16 protein-coding genes and 1 tRNA gene are annotated in these 15,175 nt (G+C 44.5%); 3 read left to right on the top strand and 14 right to left on the bottom strand.

What is annotated here, in order from left to right:
- The first annotated feature begins 8 nt into the window (after positions 1-8).
- Entirely contained in the window at positions 9-1,895 is a 1,887-nt protein-coding gene (locus B9N86_RS10705) for a CotH kinase family protein (protein WP_208919175.1), read from the top strand.
- Between the two features lie 163 nt (positions 1,896-2,058).
- Here B9N86_RS10705 and B9N86_RS10700 read toward each other — a convergent pair whose 3' ends face one another.
- The 9 genes from B9N86_RS10700 to B9N86_RS10655 form a co-directional block, all read right to left on the bottom strand.
- Positions 2,059-2,385, bottom strand: a complete 327-nt coding sequence (locus B9N86_RS10700) for a hypothetical protein (RefSeq protein ID WP_244563030.1) — start codon at positions 2,383-2,385, stop codon at positions 2,059-2,061.
- A 34-nt stretch (positions 2,386-2,419) separates the two neighbouring features.
- Positions 2,420-3,034 carry a TVP38/TMEM64 family protein gene (locus B9N86_RS10695; RefSeq protein ID WP_208919173.1) on the bottom strand — a complete coding sequence of 205 codons (615 nt, stop codon included), beginning with the start codon at positions 3,032-3,034 and terminating at the stop codon, positions 2,420-2,422.
- A gap of 111 nt (positions 3,035-3,145) precedes the next feature.
- Positions 3,146-4,270: a DUF4269 domain-containing protein gene (locus B9N86_RS30225; protein WP_244563029.1), complete on the bottom strand. Its 1,125-nt coding sequence runs from the start codon at positions 4,268-4,270 to the stop codon at positions 3,146-3,148.
- The gene (locus B9N86_RS10680; protein WP_244563028.1) at positions 4,255-5,067 is read right to left on the bottom strand and encodes a GNAT family N-acetyltransferase; all 813 of its coding nucleotides are present in this window, start codon (positions 5,065-5,067) and stop codon (positions 4,255-4,257) included. Before B9N86_RS10680 ends, B9N86_RS30225 begins: the two co-directional genes overlap by 16 nt.
- Positions 5,068-5,268: 201 nt before the next feature.
- Positions 5,269-5,988 (bottom strand): DsbA family oxidoreductase, encoded by a 720-nt coding sequence (locus B9N86_RS10675; protein WP_208919171.1) that lies wholly within the window; start codon positions 5,986-5,988, stop codon positions 5,269-5,271.
- A 72-nt stretch (positions 5,989-6,060) separates the two neighbouring features.
- A complete protein-coding gene (locus B9N86_RS10670) occupies positions 6,061-6,477 on the bottom strand; it encodes a GNAT family N-acetyltransferase (protein ID WP_208919169.1) in 417 nt (138 codons plus the stop codon).
- A 42-nt stretch (positions 6,478-6,519) separates the two neighbouring features.
- A complete protein-coding gene (locus B9N86_RS10665) occupies positions 6,520-6,969 on the bottom strand; it encodes an HAD family hydrolase (RefSeq protein ID WP_208919167.1) in 450 nt (149 codons plus the stop codon).
- A 262-nt stretch (positions 6,970-7,231) separates the two neighbouring features.
- Complete coding sequence (locus B9N86_RS10660) at positions 7,232-7,492, bottom strand: YqkE family protein (RefSeq protein WP_208919158.1); 261 nt, start codon at positions 7,490-7,492, stop codon at positions 7,232-7,234.
- A 67-nt stretch (positions 7,493-7,559) separates the two neighbouring features.
- Positions 7,560-8,291 (bottom strand): ZIP family metal transporter, encoded by a 732-nt coding sequence (locus tag B9N86_RS10655; protein ID WP_208919156.1) that lies wholly within the window; start codon positions 8,289-8,291, stop codon positions 7,560-7,562.
- 365 nt (positions 8,292-8,656) lie between these two features.
- Between B9N86_RS10655 and B9N86_RS10650 the strand changes: the two genes are divergently transcribed.
- On the top strand, positions 8,657-9,157 hold the full coding sequence (locus B9N86_RS10650) for a hypothetical protein (RefSeq protein WP_244563027.1): 501 nt from the start codon (positions 8,657-8,659) through the stop codon (positions 9,155-9,157).
- Between the two features lie 122 nt (positions 9,158-9,279).
- On the opposite strand, the gene B9N86_RS10645 is transcribed toward B9N86_RS10650, so the two are convergent.
- Positions 9,280-9,352 (bottom strand) — tRNA-His (locus tag B9N86_RS10645).
- Between the two features lie 190 nt (positions 9,353-9,542).
- On the opposite strand from B9N86_RS10645, the gene B9N86_RS10640 reads away from it, so the two are divergent.
- On the top strand, positions 9,543-10,400 hold the full coding sequence (locus tag B9N86_RS10640; RefSeq protein ID WP_208919152.1) for an alpha/beta hydrolase family protein: 858 nt from the start codon (positions 9,543-9,545) through the stop codon (positions 10,398-10,400).
- A 1-nt stretch (position 10,401) separates the two neighbouring features.
- Here B9N86_RS10640 and B9N86_RS10635 read toward each other — a convergent pair whose 3' ends face one another.
- From B9N86_RS10635 to pulA, 4 genes are all read right to left on the bottom strand, one after another.
- On the bottom strand, positions 10,402-10,632 hold the full coding sequence (locus B9N86_RS10635) for a GNAT family N-acetyltransferase (RefSeq protein WP_208919150.1): 231 nt from the start codon (positions 10,630-10,632) through the stop codon (positions 10,402-10,404).
- Complete coding sequence (locus B9N86_RS10630) at positions 10,629-11,084, bottom strand: RidA family protein (RefSeq protein ID WP_208919148.1); 456 nt, start codon at positions 11,082-11,084, stop codon at positions 10,629-10,631. The genes B9N86_RS10635 and B9N86_RS10630 overlap by 4 nt, the downstream gene beginning before the upstream one ends.
- 408 nt (positions 11,085-11,492) lie before the next feature.
- On the bottom strand, positions 11,493-13,109 hold the full coding sequence (locus tag B9N86_RS10625) for an S-layer homology domain-containing protein (protein WP_208919146.1): 1,617 nt from the start codon (positions 13,107-13,109) through the stop codon (positions 11,493-11,495).
- Between the two features lie 106 nt (positions 13,110-13,215).
- Positions 13,216-15,174 (bottom strand): type I pullulanase, encoded by a 1,959-nt coding sequence (gene pulA / locus B9N86_RS10620; RefSeq protein ID WP_208919144.1) that lies wholly within the window; start codon positions 15,172-15,174, stop codon positions 13,216-13,218.
- Between the last annotated feature and the right edge of the window lies 1 nt (position 15,175).

The raw sequence follows: 15,175 nt of genomic DNA, 5'->3' as shown, positions 1-15,175 counted from the left end.
TCAGGAAGATGAGATCAAAGCTTGAACCGATTCTCCTGTGCTTCTGTTGCCTGCTGCTTCTGTTTGGCGTAACAGGATGTGAGCTTACGAACAGCACTTCGGATACAGCGGAATCAACTGCAGATGGAACAACAAACACTCTTTCCGAGAAGGAACTTGCCGCTAAAGAGGAAGTGTTCCCGAAAGACAAAGTAATTGATGTGAAAATCACGCTGGATGAAGCTGATTTTCAGGACATGCTGGATAATGCCAGCGACGAGGAATTTAAAGAAGCATCCGTTAACTATAACGGTCAGCAGTTTGATCATGTCGGCATTCGTACCAAAGGTAATCTGAGCCTGCGAAGCGTCGTAAATTCAGACTCCGATCGATACAGCTTCAAGATTTCTTTTGACGAATATATTAATCAGCAATTGAATGGTATCAGCAAAATCAATCTGAACAACAACTACAGTGATGCTTCGTATATGCGTGAGTTCTTAACGTATGAACTGGCAGAGTCCGTTGGGCTCCCGACACCTGGTTTCTCCTATGTCAATGTATATGTTAATGACGAGCTCTGGGGATTTTATCTGGCGATCGAGCAGATTGATGAAGCTTATCTGGCTCGGAATTTCGACACCACGACCGGTGCACTGTACAAAGCTGAAATGATGGGTTCCGGCACTGATCTAATGTGGCTTGGAAATGATCCTGACTCCTACAGCGGACTCGTCAAGAAATCCAAAAAATCCAATGATAAACTATTGATCAATATGCTGGATGAGCTTAACAACGGATCGGATTATGAAAAAGTATTAAATGTAGATAATGTGCTGAAATATGTGGCTCTCAACGTGGCAGCTTCCAATATGGACAGTTACCTGGGTTCCAATAAACAAAATTACTATTTGTATGAAGATAATGGAATTTTTAATGTCCTACCTTGGGATTACAACATGGCATTTGGTGGTTTGGGAGGCTCAAATCTGCTGATTGATGAACCCACACAAGGAGCTCTTGCCGAGCGACCGCTTATCGCCAAGCTGTTGGAAGTCGATGAGTACAAGGAAAAGTATCATCAGATTCTCAGTGATATGATGAATGGGTATCTGAAGGAGGAAAATTTCACAGCCAGAGTAGAGGAACTTCAAGAGCTGATCTCTACCCATGTGAAGAACGATCCCAGACCTTTCTTTTCCTACGAAGAGTATGAAAAATCTCTACCTACACTTACCTCCTTTGCAGCAACCAATGTGGAGAACATTACAAAACAATTGGATGGCACGAGCCCTTCTTCAGGTGACGGTAGCGGAAGCGGTGGCGGTATGGGACCTGGCGGCGGAGGAAACCGCGGCATGGGCCGAGAGAATGAGGGTAAAGATGATGTCGGCAACACCAATACCAATACGGAAGATGCTGCTGGCGCTGACGGTGAGTCAATAATGAATGAAGCGCCCGATACTGCTAATGGACAGGCAACACCTCCTACTCCACCAGGTGATATGCCTGGAGATATGCCAGCCGATGCTGCGCCACAGGTACCCGAAGGTAACAATACAAGCAATGCTACACCGCAAATACCCGAAGATAACAATACAAGCAATGCTGCGGACAGCAATGTTGATCCAAATGCAGCGAATACACCTAATACTGCTGATACTCAAACTGAAACTCCTCAAAACGGACAACAGAACAATCGTCAAGGTGGATTTGACGGTGGAATGAACAACGGTCAAATGGGCGGACAGATGCCGGGGGGCCTAGGCGGCGGTGGCTTTAAACCGGATGGTTTCGGCCGCGAAGGAACTCAGCAGCAGGGCAGCGATCGCGAAGCACTTTATACAGGAATCGCAATTGTCGTACTTCTTTTATCCTGTGTGTTCGTCACGCTCTACAAACGCAAACGGCTATAATCGGATATGAAAATATAAAAGAACCATCTCTCACACAGTTGTATGAGAGATGGTTCTTAGCTGTTTTCTGGCATGATCATTACATAGATTACGGTTAAGAGTACAGCGCATATTAAAATTTTCGTGTCTCGAATAAAAGAATTTTTAAACAAAATACCACCTGCTAAAATACAGTACGAATTCCTGATAAGACGACCGGTGTCAGAATCAATACGATTGCAACCGTTATACAACCTCGGGTCACTTTACCAGACAGTTTTCGCTGTGTCTCTGATGAACGATACCAACCATGAAATTGCAGTTTATTACGATATACAACGAAAAACAAAAGTAAATTCCCCGCAAGCAAAAAAAGTCCATAAAAATCCTGCCATTGGATTAACGTTGAACTAATTCGCTGCTCTACTTCCCCGAGAAGCGCTACAACGATGAACATCATAATCATCATTCGCACCATTTCGAGAGATGCACTCCATAGTTTCGTCATCATTTGCTCCTTTCACATCGGAACAATTTGGGTCTCCTTAATCACTTGAAACCTCTGCAGTCTTGTGTAGTTCATCACTGCCTCTGAGTATATAAGCCTCTACTTTCCTGCTAAGCCATAGAAGCACGATTACAACGGCGAGTACACCGAGTAACAAAAGCGGTTGCTCCAAAAAGTCTGCAAAGTTAGCTCCTACAAAGGATACACTAAACACCATGATACCCTTGCCTAAAGTAACAGCAAGTAAATAAGATTGAATATGCATCCTTGCTATGCCTGCGGCCATGTTGACCGCTACAAAGGGACCTACTGGAAGAATTCCAAGTATAAATACATAACTAAACCCATTACGCTGAATCCACCTCATCCCTTTCTGGACCTTAGGCTTCGAAGCCCATTTATCCAGATAACGAGAGCTGGATATTTTGCGCACCACAAGAAACGTAACCAGGCATCCGCTTACCAGACCCAACCAAGAATATATAAACCCGGGCCAGAAGCCATATACCGCAGCGTTGACACCTACAATTAGAGCTGTTGGTAGCGGTGGTATAAACGACTTTAGAAAGGTAAGAAGAATTCCGGGCAAAGGTCCGAATGATCTGAATTTCTCCAGAAACCACTCGAGATTTTCTTCTGTAAATAATGACATGATGTCCATCACATCGTGCAACCCATTTCACCCACTTTATTATTCAGTTATACATAGTGTAACGGATTAGCGGCGATCATTCATTAATAATTGTTTACAGAATACCGACCATTATTGATTATTCAATAGAGGCTGAATTTGCTTCATATGATGCTGATCATGCCAGATGAAATCCTTCATGAACACGGCTGTTTGGAATGGATGACCGTCCGCATCCGTATATTCCTTATCATATTGCTCGTCCGACAACGATTGAATGTGGTCTATCAGAGTTTGGCGATATGTCTTTGTTTGCTCTACCAACTCTTGAATAGAGCAGGTTCGTCCGTACTGCTTGGCCTGCTCGTTAAACACATTATAATCCAGATGTTTAACTGTCAGTTCCTCTCCCTCGCTAACTTTACGAATGGCTTCTTCAAAGAAGTACTGATCCCATTTCATGATATGACTAACGACATCGCGCACAGACCATTTCCCTTCTCCGAGCGGTTGATTCCAAAAATCCTCTTTCTGCTCTTCCAAAACCTTAATAAAATTAATCCATGCCGAGTACTGCTCTATGAGCTGATTTTTCTCATTCATATCCTGTAAGCCTCCAATAATCTTGTTTTTTAAAAATGTTCTTAATTCATCTTCACACCAATCGGATAACAAAAGCAGTTGTTGAAAAGGATCTCCTTCGATACCAAGCAGCTTCGCAAATGCCGGTTCCGTTTTCACACCCGACTGTTTGAGAGAAATAATGTTTTGACGTGCCTCTTCACCGAGGATATTTAATATTCGGTGCTCCACCACCATATGCCTAAAGCCGTTTTGCAAGACAGTCGGAACTGGCTGAGCAAACAACTCAAAGAGCCAATCTTTATATGTAAATTGTACGACGAGGCTTTCTGGAGCCTTTTCTGGATCGGAAGAAAAAGAAAGTGTATGTAGACTTCCCAAACGTTCAGTAATTACTTTTTGGAAAACTTTAAAGTCTGAAACGCAGCATATAATATCCAGATCGCTCTCCGGCAGATCAATTCCGATTGGAATCGTTCCAACGAGTATAGGATCAAACTCCTGAAGCAAATCCATAATCTGCAATTCTGCCAAAACATCATACACAGCCTGCTGCCGGTAATTTCCGCGTTTTAAATAGGAAAGATCTCTAAAATCCATAATTGTATGATCAACACCTTTCAATTTGACCTTCAATCCAGAAGCAGCGTTCTTATTTCCTATCTCTCCGTCCAAGCTGTTCTCACGTATCCAAGCTTCATTCCGACACGTTCCATATTACGATGGCTTGGGGATATAAATGAACACTGACTTACCACCATACGGCAGCTCTCCCTTGCAGCTTCTGCGATCCGTCTTCTGAGTAGTCCTTGCTGCAACCCTTGCCGCCGGTATTCTGGTAACGTAGCGGCAAACGTCAAAGAAGCAATATCCCCCTTGACATACATTACGCCTGCCGCAGCCGGATTATCGTTGATATAAGCCATAAAAAATCTCCATCCTGGACGGTCATACAACACTTCGTTGTTTCGTGCTACAGATGGTATACCCTGCTGAGGCAACCCTGTTCCGATGCAATGAACAGTCGCGTATTTCTCAAACTCATCCCGCTTTAGTGGTCTAATATCGATCGCAGCCCAATGGAATTCATCAGTCAGAGACTCCGGGTTAATATACATAGAAGTATGAAAGCCAGATTGATACATCCCTTTGTCAGCAAGCGCTTTCAACAGTTTCTGGTCAACCAGCGAAGGAACAACTTCGATCTGAAATTTACGATCTCTCGACCGATAGAAGTGTATTATGTCATCGATGTATGGGATATCTTCAGACCGTATCCCTTTTACCGTGTTAAATGACGGCCAAGGCATACTTTTACTATACAAACAAACTGCATGGCCAATACGCGTTATTTCAACGCCTTCCGGATTACCGTCCCGTTCCTCAATGGCCTTCATCCGATCTGTCATATAATCAACTTCAGATGACTCGATGTCAACGATTAACGGCTCTGATGGGAACGATGGAATCATAAAATATAAACGCCTCCTTGGTTTAATCATCAAATCTGATCAAATGAATCTATGGTATACCCTCAGAACGAAATATTCCGATAATCACTATTTTAGAACACAAGTTCCCATAATTCAATAACTCTTTACAATTTCTTCATTCCATATAAAAAAGCACCCTGCCATCATGTTCATGAAAGCCGGGTGCTTCTGGAACTGTATTTATTTACCGTTCGTAGGAATGTCACATGTACCGTCTGTGCAAGCACCAGCGGCATTGTCATCATCATTCACGAGAATCAATGGCTTTTCTTCACCATAGGCTTTTTGTAGGGCATCCTTAAATACCTCCAACGGTTGAGCCCCTGATACGGCGTATTTGCCATCCAATACGAAGAATGGAACACCGCGAACCCCAATCCGGTTCGCTGCTTCTTCATCAGCCCGCACTTCTGCGGAAAATGCGTCTCCAGCGAGTACGGCGGCGGCTTCATCACGGGATAGACCTATTTCCGCCGCCAAATCAGCCAGAAGATCTTTGTCCTCCAGATTACGTGTTTCTGTGAAATAAGCTTGGAAAAGCCGCTCGGTCATTTCTTTCATTTTGCCATGCTGTGATGCAAAGTGAATGAGCCGATGGGCGTCAAAGGAGTTTGCCGGAAGGATTTTATCCAGATGATAAGTAAGTCCATCTTGGGCAGCCTGTTTTGTAATATTATCGTTAGAAGCCTGCGCTTGTTCGATGCTCATGCCATATTTGGCAGCTAGCAGTTCGTTTATGGATACGCCCGGCTTATAAGAGGCATTCGGATCAAGTTCAAAACTGCGGTAAACAACCTCAACATCTTCTTTATGCGGAAAATCGTTAAGTGCCGTCTCAATACGGCGTTTTCCAATATAACAGAACGGACACATAATGTCCGACCAGATCTCAACCTTCATCAAACACAACCCCCTAAGGTAATTATCTCCACTTACTTATTGTAACTTACGTTCGAGTTTTCTGCAAGTTTTTTACGTATCACGAGAATACAGAAGGACATCTCTCCGGCAATTCCAGCCCGCTGCAGACCAATACCGACCACCTACTGTGTTATCCGCTAAAACCATACATTGACACCTCAGTATACCTCGTTGCTTAAGCTGCTCAAGACAGGATGAAACTAATGCCGATCCGATTCCCTGCCCCCGATATGAACTCTTCACGGCAACATGATACAAGAAACCTCTTCTTCCGTCATGGCCGCATAAGGCCGTTCCGACAATCTGACCTTCATCCTCACATACAAAGCTCAGTCCTTGATTTCGATCTAAAAATGCTCTAATTGAGGGCTCCGAATCGGATTCACTGATTACAACTCCTGCTGTATTTCTCCATAAATCCAGAATCTGTTCATAGTCTTCAATAACCAGTTCTCTAAATAGATGCATTTAGTATCCTCCTAAAAGCAATACTTTACCCCGTAACCTGTTTCAACACTTCCCGATTTTACTTGAAATTTGACTCTTCATCATCTCCGTAACTGCGTTCAAATCCGAATAGATATAAGTAGGATGAATAGATTTCTGATTATCTTTCCCCGCACGATTCAACCACACTGCATCAAGCCCGTACTGCATGGCTCCATAGACGTCATTCACAATGGAATCTCCGATATGAAGCACCTCATCAGGTTTTAAACCTGTTCTGTGCAATCCCTCCAGGAACATTTCTTTCCTCGGTTTATATGAGCGAACCTCTTCACTTGTAATGACTCCACCCACTTTCAAGCTGTGATATTCAATTGCTGCTATGAGGTCTTCTGAATCGATATTAGATAATATAAATACAGGTATCTGTCCAGTCCATTCTTCAAGAAACGGCACGGTGTCCTCAAAAATAACAGGCTGTATCCGTTTCTCCTCTGTTCGGACTGTGGCCAATAAATAGCATCACAAGATCTTATGAATACCACATCTTTATCTTTAGACAGCAGTATTCCATAATTATACATCGGATAAGAAGCCGAGGGATACTAGAGAATTGGATTAGAGAAAAGGCAAGTCTGAATAACAAAAAAACACGATCTGCCATAGCCAAAAGGCCAGGTGACTCGTGTTGTAAATTTAGTTACCAAGTAGTGCAATAAGTTAGCACATCAAATGAGGTATAAGTACAAGAAAACAGACGGCTAAAGCCGCCTGTTCATTTGTACTTGCGCCAATCCATCCCACTATTTTCCAGCAGATGCTCAAAATCATTATCCAATCGTTTCTGCTCTGCTTTACGTGCTGCTTCCCGCTTGAGACGCTCTTCTTCAAGTCTCTTTGCTTCATCAGCTTTCAGGGAATCAGCCTGGGCTTTTAAGCGTTCGATCACCTGCGGATTTAACAAATCCTTAAGAGTCGCCGGCTTATCTGTAGATTCAGTTCTAGGCGTCTCTTTTCTTCCCTTTTTTTTCGCCATATCGCATCACCTCGGTTCCTCATCATTATAACAGTTTCGACCTTTCACAGCATCCGGTCCTTATGTATCAAGCAAAAGCATAGCTAATATATACCATGATCAGGAGTCCTATTATAAATGAATAGGTTGAAGGACGCTCATACCCGTGTCCGTGACTCTCAGGAATCAGTTCCTTATACACGATAAACATCATGGCTCCAGCTGCAAATGCTAATCCGTAACCAATCAAAAATTCAATATAACTAGCTGCAAAATAACCAACGACAGCGGAAACAAGCTCCATCATTCCGGTTATGAACACGATCATAAATGCTTTGAATCTGCTCACTCGGGAGTTAATCAGGAATACGGCTAAGATTAATCCCTCCGGCATATTTTGTGCGCCGATCGAGATTGCAACCATGGGTCCCAGTCCAACATTTTGACTCGCATAACTGAATCCCGTGCTAAGCCCTTCCGGAATGTTATGAAGGAACAAAGCAATAATGACCAGCAATGACGAAGAATCAAAAGACCTTATACGCGACTGATTTTCCACATCGATGTGGGGAATGTTTTTTTCAATCAGATCCAAGACCACAATACCGAGCAGCAATCCGACTGTAAGCGGTATGATCCCGCCTTCCTGCAAGGATTGAGGCATTAGGCCGAAGGTCGAAGCAGAAACCATGATTCCTGCCGTAAAAGCGATGAGGATATCTTTCCATTTCTCGGATAATGTTTTTACGAATAATAACGGCACCGCTCCAAACACGGTTGCCATGGCTGAAATAAAGCTACCTATAAGAGCCGATTCCATATCATGCTGTCCCCTTTATTTTTCTGTGTTAATCGTCAACTTCTTGATGCTAGCTATCATTATATAAACATTGATTTACGAATATGAAAATGGGAAGGACTTCCAACTAAACTGTAAAACGATAATCTGGCATGCAAATTTGACAAAAAATCCGCCCCAACTGGAACGGATTTTCGTATAAATGTAGTATCTTTGTTCTTGTTTTACTTTATTCGTTCAACTGACTCACTACTTATATAAGTCCCCCTTATACACTACCTAGACTAAAGTCTAGGTAGTACATTTACCCTCAGACGGAGGACACTCTTTTTAATTCGTGATATGCTCACTTTATTGAGTACATATGAAAGGAGATGATTTACGTAATGAAACGAACCATTCTTGCGCCGCTGCTGATCTTACTGGGTGCCTATCTGTTATTCAACCAGGGAGGCATGATAAGTACAGGATCCATCTTCGCAACGTTTTGGCCTACACTGTTTGTCATTCCACTCGGACTGTTCTTCCATTGGATGTACTTTTCCATGGTTGGACGCAAAGGGGTCGGACTTCTTATTCCGGGAGGAATTCTGCTCACAGCGGGTATTGTCAGCCAAATTGCTTCCTTATTTGATAATTGGGGAACCATGTGGCCGGGATTCATTCTAGCCGTTGCTGCAGGCCTGTTCGAATTTTACTGGTTTGGCTCCCGCAACAAGTGGATGCTTATTCCGATCAATATTTTGACCGTGCTGTCGCTGTTATTCTTTGTCGTTTTCTCAATCGGACCGGTTCTGAGTTATTTGTCAATTGTACAGCCTTTGATTGCAATCTTGCTTGTCCTCGGCGGTGCTTGGCTAATCCTCGGACAAAGAAAGCGCGGGTAAATTGTTGTTACGCACCAAATCGGGAACATATATTTTCGTTGCTATCCAAAAATACATAACAAACATAAAAGGAGAGCCCGAGGGCTCTCCTTTTATGTTGACTATTAAGTTTGCTTTATAAGGGCGATCGATGGGACTTGAACCCACGAATGCCGGAGCCACAGACCGGTGCGTTAACCCCTTCGCCACGACCGCCATATCAATCAGTGATTTATAATTTAACATATGAGTAGGAATCTTTGCAAGTTGTAACTTTTTCCAATCCCTTTTTTGTTTACTTGTACCCATAACAACAGCTTCAAATTGTTGCTGGCTATCGTCATTAAAGGTATAGTCACATTAAGCCAACACATCCATTTCAACAAAGCACAAAGGCGGTTTAAGCATGATCTATCGATTAACATACTTATCAGATGATCTCCAAGTTAAAGGCTATTTATGCATGCCGACAAACTTTACGCATTACAAAGGTACCCCTCTGAAACAATACATAAACCAGTCCGTTTCCGATATATCAGGGGTCGAGATAATAGAGTCACCACTGGATATAGACGGAGAGGGTACGTCCACTCTTCAAAAAGACAAGCTCCCTCTCCTTATCTATTGCCGTGGGGGTATCGGTAAATATGGTGCCGTCAAACTGGATTGGCTTCGCCAATTCGCAGCTAGAGGCTATGCTGTATTCGCTCCTGCCTATCGAGGAAATGAAGGAAGCCAAGGCCGGGACGAGTTCGGCGGTCGGGATGTCATGGATGTTCTGTCCGCAATGACTTGGCTTTCCAAGCTGTCATTTGTAGATACGGAGTCCATCTATATGCTCGGTTTCTCTCGGGGATCAATCAATGCAGCTAAAGCGGCTGCAGCAACTTCTGCGATATCCAAATTGATCCTTTGGAGCGGTATATCGGACATGAATCAGGCGTATGAGGAACGTGTCGATCTCCGCAGAATGCTGAAGAGAGTGATCGGGGGCACACCGACAAAATACCCCGAGCGTTACCTTGAACGATCCCCTCTTCATTTTGCAGATAAAATTCAATGTCCTGTACTTATCGTACACGGTACTCTAGATGAGCAAGTATCTGTCGGTCATGGACTTCAAATGAACGAACGGCTGCTTGAATTAGGAAAGGATGTCAGCTTGCATCTGTATAAAGACCTTGGACACCACTTTCCTGCTGACTGGCATGAGACTGCAGTAAACCGAATATTTGATTGGCTAGACAAGCCCGTTACCTCTTAAGTTAGGTCATAATCCAGTATTTACAGCTTCCGTCATGTATGTCTTTTAGCCTGCCCCCGTTGCTCTCAATAATGCGGCGGGATGCAGCGTTATCCTCATCACATGTCAATAGTACCTCAGAGATTTGTTTCTCCTTGGCCTTATCCAGCAGCTCTTTCAACAGAAGCTTGCCATAACCTTTGCTTCTCTCCGACGGACGGATAACAAAACCGATATGACCACCATGTATCATTCCTCCACCTGAAAAATAGAATCTACGATAATGGGCAGATCATCCCGGACCGAGACAGCACCCAATACGGAACGGGCATGAACGCCGGCTTCACCGAATACATCCATCAGAAGGTCTGAGTACCCGTTTAACACCTTGTGGTGTTCTTCGAAGCTGGATACTGCATTCACGAATCCTTGGATTTTCACTACCCTCTTTACCTTTTCCAGCGAACCAAGAGTTTCCTTAAGTACAGCTAGCACTTCGATCCCAGCTTGACGTGCAAATTCGTATCCCTGTTCAGTCGTAAAAGCTTCTCCAAGCTTCCCACGCGGCTGTCCCGCAGGACCTTTGCCTGACACAAACATAAGGCCGTTTACCGTTACAGCGTTTGCGTACTTCGCAGCAGGCCCACTAGCTTCAGGAAGTGTTATACCGAGTACCGTCAATCGTTCATCGATGGAATCAACCATGCTAAACCCCTCCTAATTCCTTGTTATCTGAAATCGTTAGTGATACCAAGCTGTCATTTGCGGTCCATTGTATCATGAAAAAGCGCTTCTGTAACAAACACTTCCGTATAAAGAAACTTTTTCGTTGTGAGACGTTGCGTGTACGAACCGTCCCTCCAATCGCTGTTGTCTCTAGGAGACAAAGCGTTTGCTTCCGAAGTAGTTTTCCTTTGGAAAACTTTTAGCCGACCGCTCTCGCTTCTCCGGGATACGTGAATCAATGAACACGCGATGAAAGAAGCCTTCGATCCTGTAAATAACGGAGGTAGAAAGCCTGTAGGCTCAATACGACACAATGTATTACTAAAAAAACGTGCCGACCAAAGGTAAACCCTTGGCTGGCACGTTTTACTTCTGCTTTATAAAGTATTAAATATCAAATGAATAGCTCTTATATCGTTTCATATTCATGATGGCCTGCCATACATCCGGGGTCTCTGATCCCGGAAACCAATAAGCGAATCCGGCAGTATGCCGATCCTCTACCATGCTGTGCTTCACTGATAAGGATCGGGCGTCCTCCGTCCAGATTTTGCGCTGCAATCCGCTACGTATATACCCCGCTTCATATTGTCCAACAACATCATTCCATACCATTGAAGCTGATTGCTGTCGTATTCGTCTTCCCTGCTCGATTAAACTGATATCCTCTGAGCCAACTGTTGGATAAAATCTCCACTCCCGGGTATACAGCGGAAGAGCGATCACCGCCTTCGAAGCTGGAACTTGAGTCAAAAATTTATCCACTGCGGATGATAACCAAGGCAATGAAGAAACCGATCCGGCTTTCGGCGCTCCTCCCCAATGTTCGTCATACCCCATAAGCACCAAATAATCGGCGGATTTACCCAGGGCAGCATAATCAAAAGCGGCTGTCCAATCTGTTCCTAAGTCCGGAGAAACGTCGATCGAGGTCACAGCACCCCAACGCCGCAGTTCAGCCGATAACTCACGAATAAAGGCTGTCAAATTATAGCGGTCCTCAGGCAAAACATTTTCAAAATCCACATTAATACCGTTGAGCTTATACTTCACCACATATCCAGCCAGTGTGTTCACCACGGAACGCCTTGAATTGGCATCACTCAGCATTTGATGGGTTGCTTCTGCATTAGAACGATTTCCGAGCATCCCCCACACCTTTCGGCCGTTAAGCTGAGCCCAATTAAGCAGCTTCTGGTCTGTCTTGTCAGAGACCGCCCCAGTGCTCTCGATATAATACCACCGAGGCACGAGTGTATTCAGGCCGGCTGTTTTGGCATAGGAGATATACTGCTCCGCAGATCCGTTGTACATCCATCCCATTTGGATACCGGACGCTAATGAGTTATATCCTGAGTCCAGAACATCCGATACATTACCGGAACGCAGAACACGGTCCAACAGCATGGCCGTTTCTTCTCTGGTAATAGCATCATATGGACGAAAGAATCCATCACTTCCCTGCATCCAACCTTTTGTTGTAGCAGTTCCCACTTCCGACCGTGCCCAGGACGCCAGATCCTCTGAATCTTTGTAACGGTCTGCTACATCCATATCACCACGGCTGCTGTCCAGCTTCATGGCACGGACCATCATTACCGCCGCTTCCTGCCTAGACACGGGATCCATGGGATTAAATAGCCGCTCTCCTTTACCATTAACAATCCCGAGATTCGTTCCACTGTGAACCCATCCGTAATACCAAGCCTGGTTCGGAACGTCCCGAAATGCAGGCAGATCATTCATTACCGGATTCATCCCCAAGAGCCTGCCAAGCATCGCCGTAAACTCTGCGCGTGTAACTTTACCCCGCGGCAGAAAAGCCCCGGCGCCATTTCCGTTTACGATCCCTCTCTTGGCCAAGCGAAGAATAGCTTCTTTCGCATAACTTCCTGAGATATCATTAAATACGGGTTGACTCGGGGCTTGCTTGGCCTCCACAGGGGTGAATCCGCTTGGGATTAACATCAAACACACCATCAGAGACAATATATATTTTTTCACAAGTACGCCTCAATTCTTTCGTCAGATTCATTCACCAGCATATCAGACGAAAGATATTTCAGGCATTAATCATTTCTTGGTAATTTCCAGCTTTCATAACGACGATCTACGGCTTGCAGGCGAGAACGACCGTGCCAATCCCGTTGACTTTTAACATATTATCACATAGATTTTCAACACATTCCTCTCCAAACAACAGATGCCAGGAGCCAAGATCCGGAAGCTTAATTTCAGCCGCTGTTCTGCCAGCATAGTGAAGCACATACAAATGCTTCTCAGGATCTCCGTTCGCATGATCACGAATACTGTAAGCCACCGCATGCTCTGGTGCTTCTTCGAAGAAGAGATGATTTCGTATCGCACCAGCATCTTTCATCCGGAAAGCTGGATGTTCCTTGCGAAGCTTGATGAGCTGACGGATAAACAGCGTGCCGTCCTTGTGCTCGGCTGCCTGATCCCAGTTCAGCTGGTTCACTTCATCCCCAGATTTGTAACTGTTCTCTTCGCCGCCTTTGGTACGGTAATATTCCTGCCCCGCATGAATGAATGAGATCCCTTGGCTGGTCAGAACCATAGAAGAAGCCAATCGGTGCATAGCGCGCCGAAGATCATCGTTTTCTCCCTCGGTGGACAGTACAATTTTATCCCACAGGGTATGATTGTCATGACATTCCACAAAGTTCACCGTCTGATTGGGCTCAACCGCGAATGAAGCAAATTCATCACTGTAGGAAATACCTGCAACAATTCCTTTCTTCACATGGGATTCGAAGGACTTTCCGGTGCTGATAAATCCTTTCTTATCAAAAACAAAAATATCTCCTTTTACAGCATCCCTGAATCCATCATTAAAATGTGCGATTCTTGGCATTACCGCAGCTTGAAGCTGATTCGCCCGTTTCTCCTGTGCCAGCTCGGTTTCCATGTTCCAGCCTTCACCGATCATAATGATCGATGGATCGATCTTATCCAGCTGTCTGCGGATTTCGTTCATGGTATCTGTATCCATAAGCCCCATGAGATCAAAGCGGAAACCATCAATATGATATTCCTGAACCCAATGCAGTATTGAATCAACGATAAATTTGCGCATCATCGGTCTTTCGGTTGCATTATCATTTCCGCATCCGGAGCCGTTAGAGAACTTGCCGTCCGCTGTATAGCGAAGATAATAGCCGGGAACCAGCTTCGTAAAGTTTATAAGATACCCGTCATACACATGGTTGTACACGACATCCATAATGACCCGGATCCCTTCGTCATGGAACGTCTGGATCATCTGTTTCAACTCTCGGATACGGGTATCCGGCCGGTACGGATCGCTCGCATAAGATCCTTCTGGCACATTATAGTTCTTGGGATCATATCCCCAGTTATATTGCGGCTCATCCAAGCGAGTCTCGTCTACACTTTCCGTAGCGTAATCATAGATAGGCAGCAGTTGAACATGTGTCACGCCAAGATCCTTGATATGGTCCAGCCCTGTAACAATTTGGTCCGTTCCGCGGGTTCCTTTCTCAGTCAGACCGAGATATTTCCCCTTATTCCGCACACCACTGCCAGCATGAATCGTATAATCCCGAATATGCAGCTCATAAATAATAGCGTCCACCGCATTCACAAAACTTGGTTTATCTGAGGTCCATCGATCAGGATGCGTTTCTGTAAGGTCCATAATTGCACCTCGGTCTCCATTTACGCCAACAGCTTTAGCATAAGGGTCAACGGCCTCATTCCACTGGTTTCCGATCCGAACAAGGTATGTATAATACTGTCCTGCCAAATCACCATCAATCTGAACGGTCCATGTGCCTTTCACATCGCGATTCATAGGGATTTTCTTGCCGGAAGTACTGTTCCAGTCTTCGTAGAGCATGAGAAAGACTTCACTGGATGTAGGAGCCCATAAACGGAACTTTGAGCTAACAAGTGAATAAGTAAGTCCAAGATCTTCACCATCATAATAAAAGGCTTTATCAAACTCCTTGGAGAATACCGAAATTCCTCCGGTTACGGAGAGATCTCCATAATCAATATTAACATTGCTTTCTTTCTGTACTGACATG

Origin of the sequence: Paenibacillus uliginis N3/975, from assembly GCF_900177425.1 — a bacterium.
GTDB classification, from domain to species: Bacteria; Bacillota; Bacilli; order Paenibacillales; family Paenibacillaceae; genus Paenibacillus_AQ; species Paenibacillus_AQ uliginis.
This window is presented reverse-complemented; position numbering and strand designations above follow the sequence as displayed.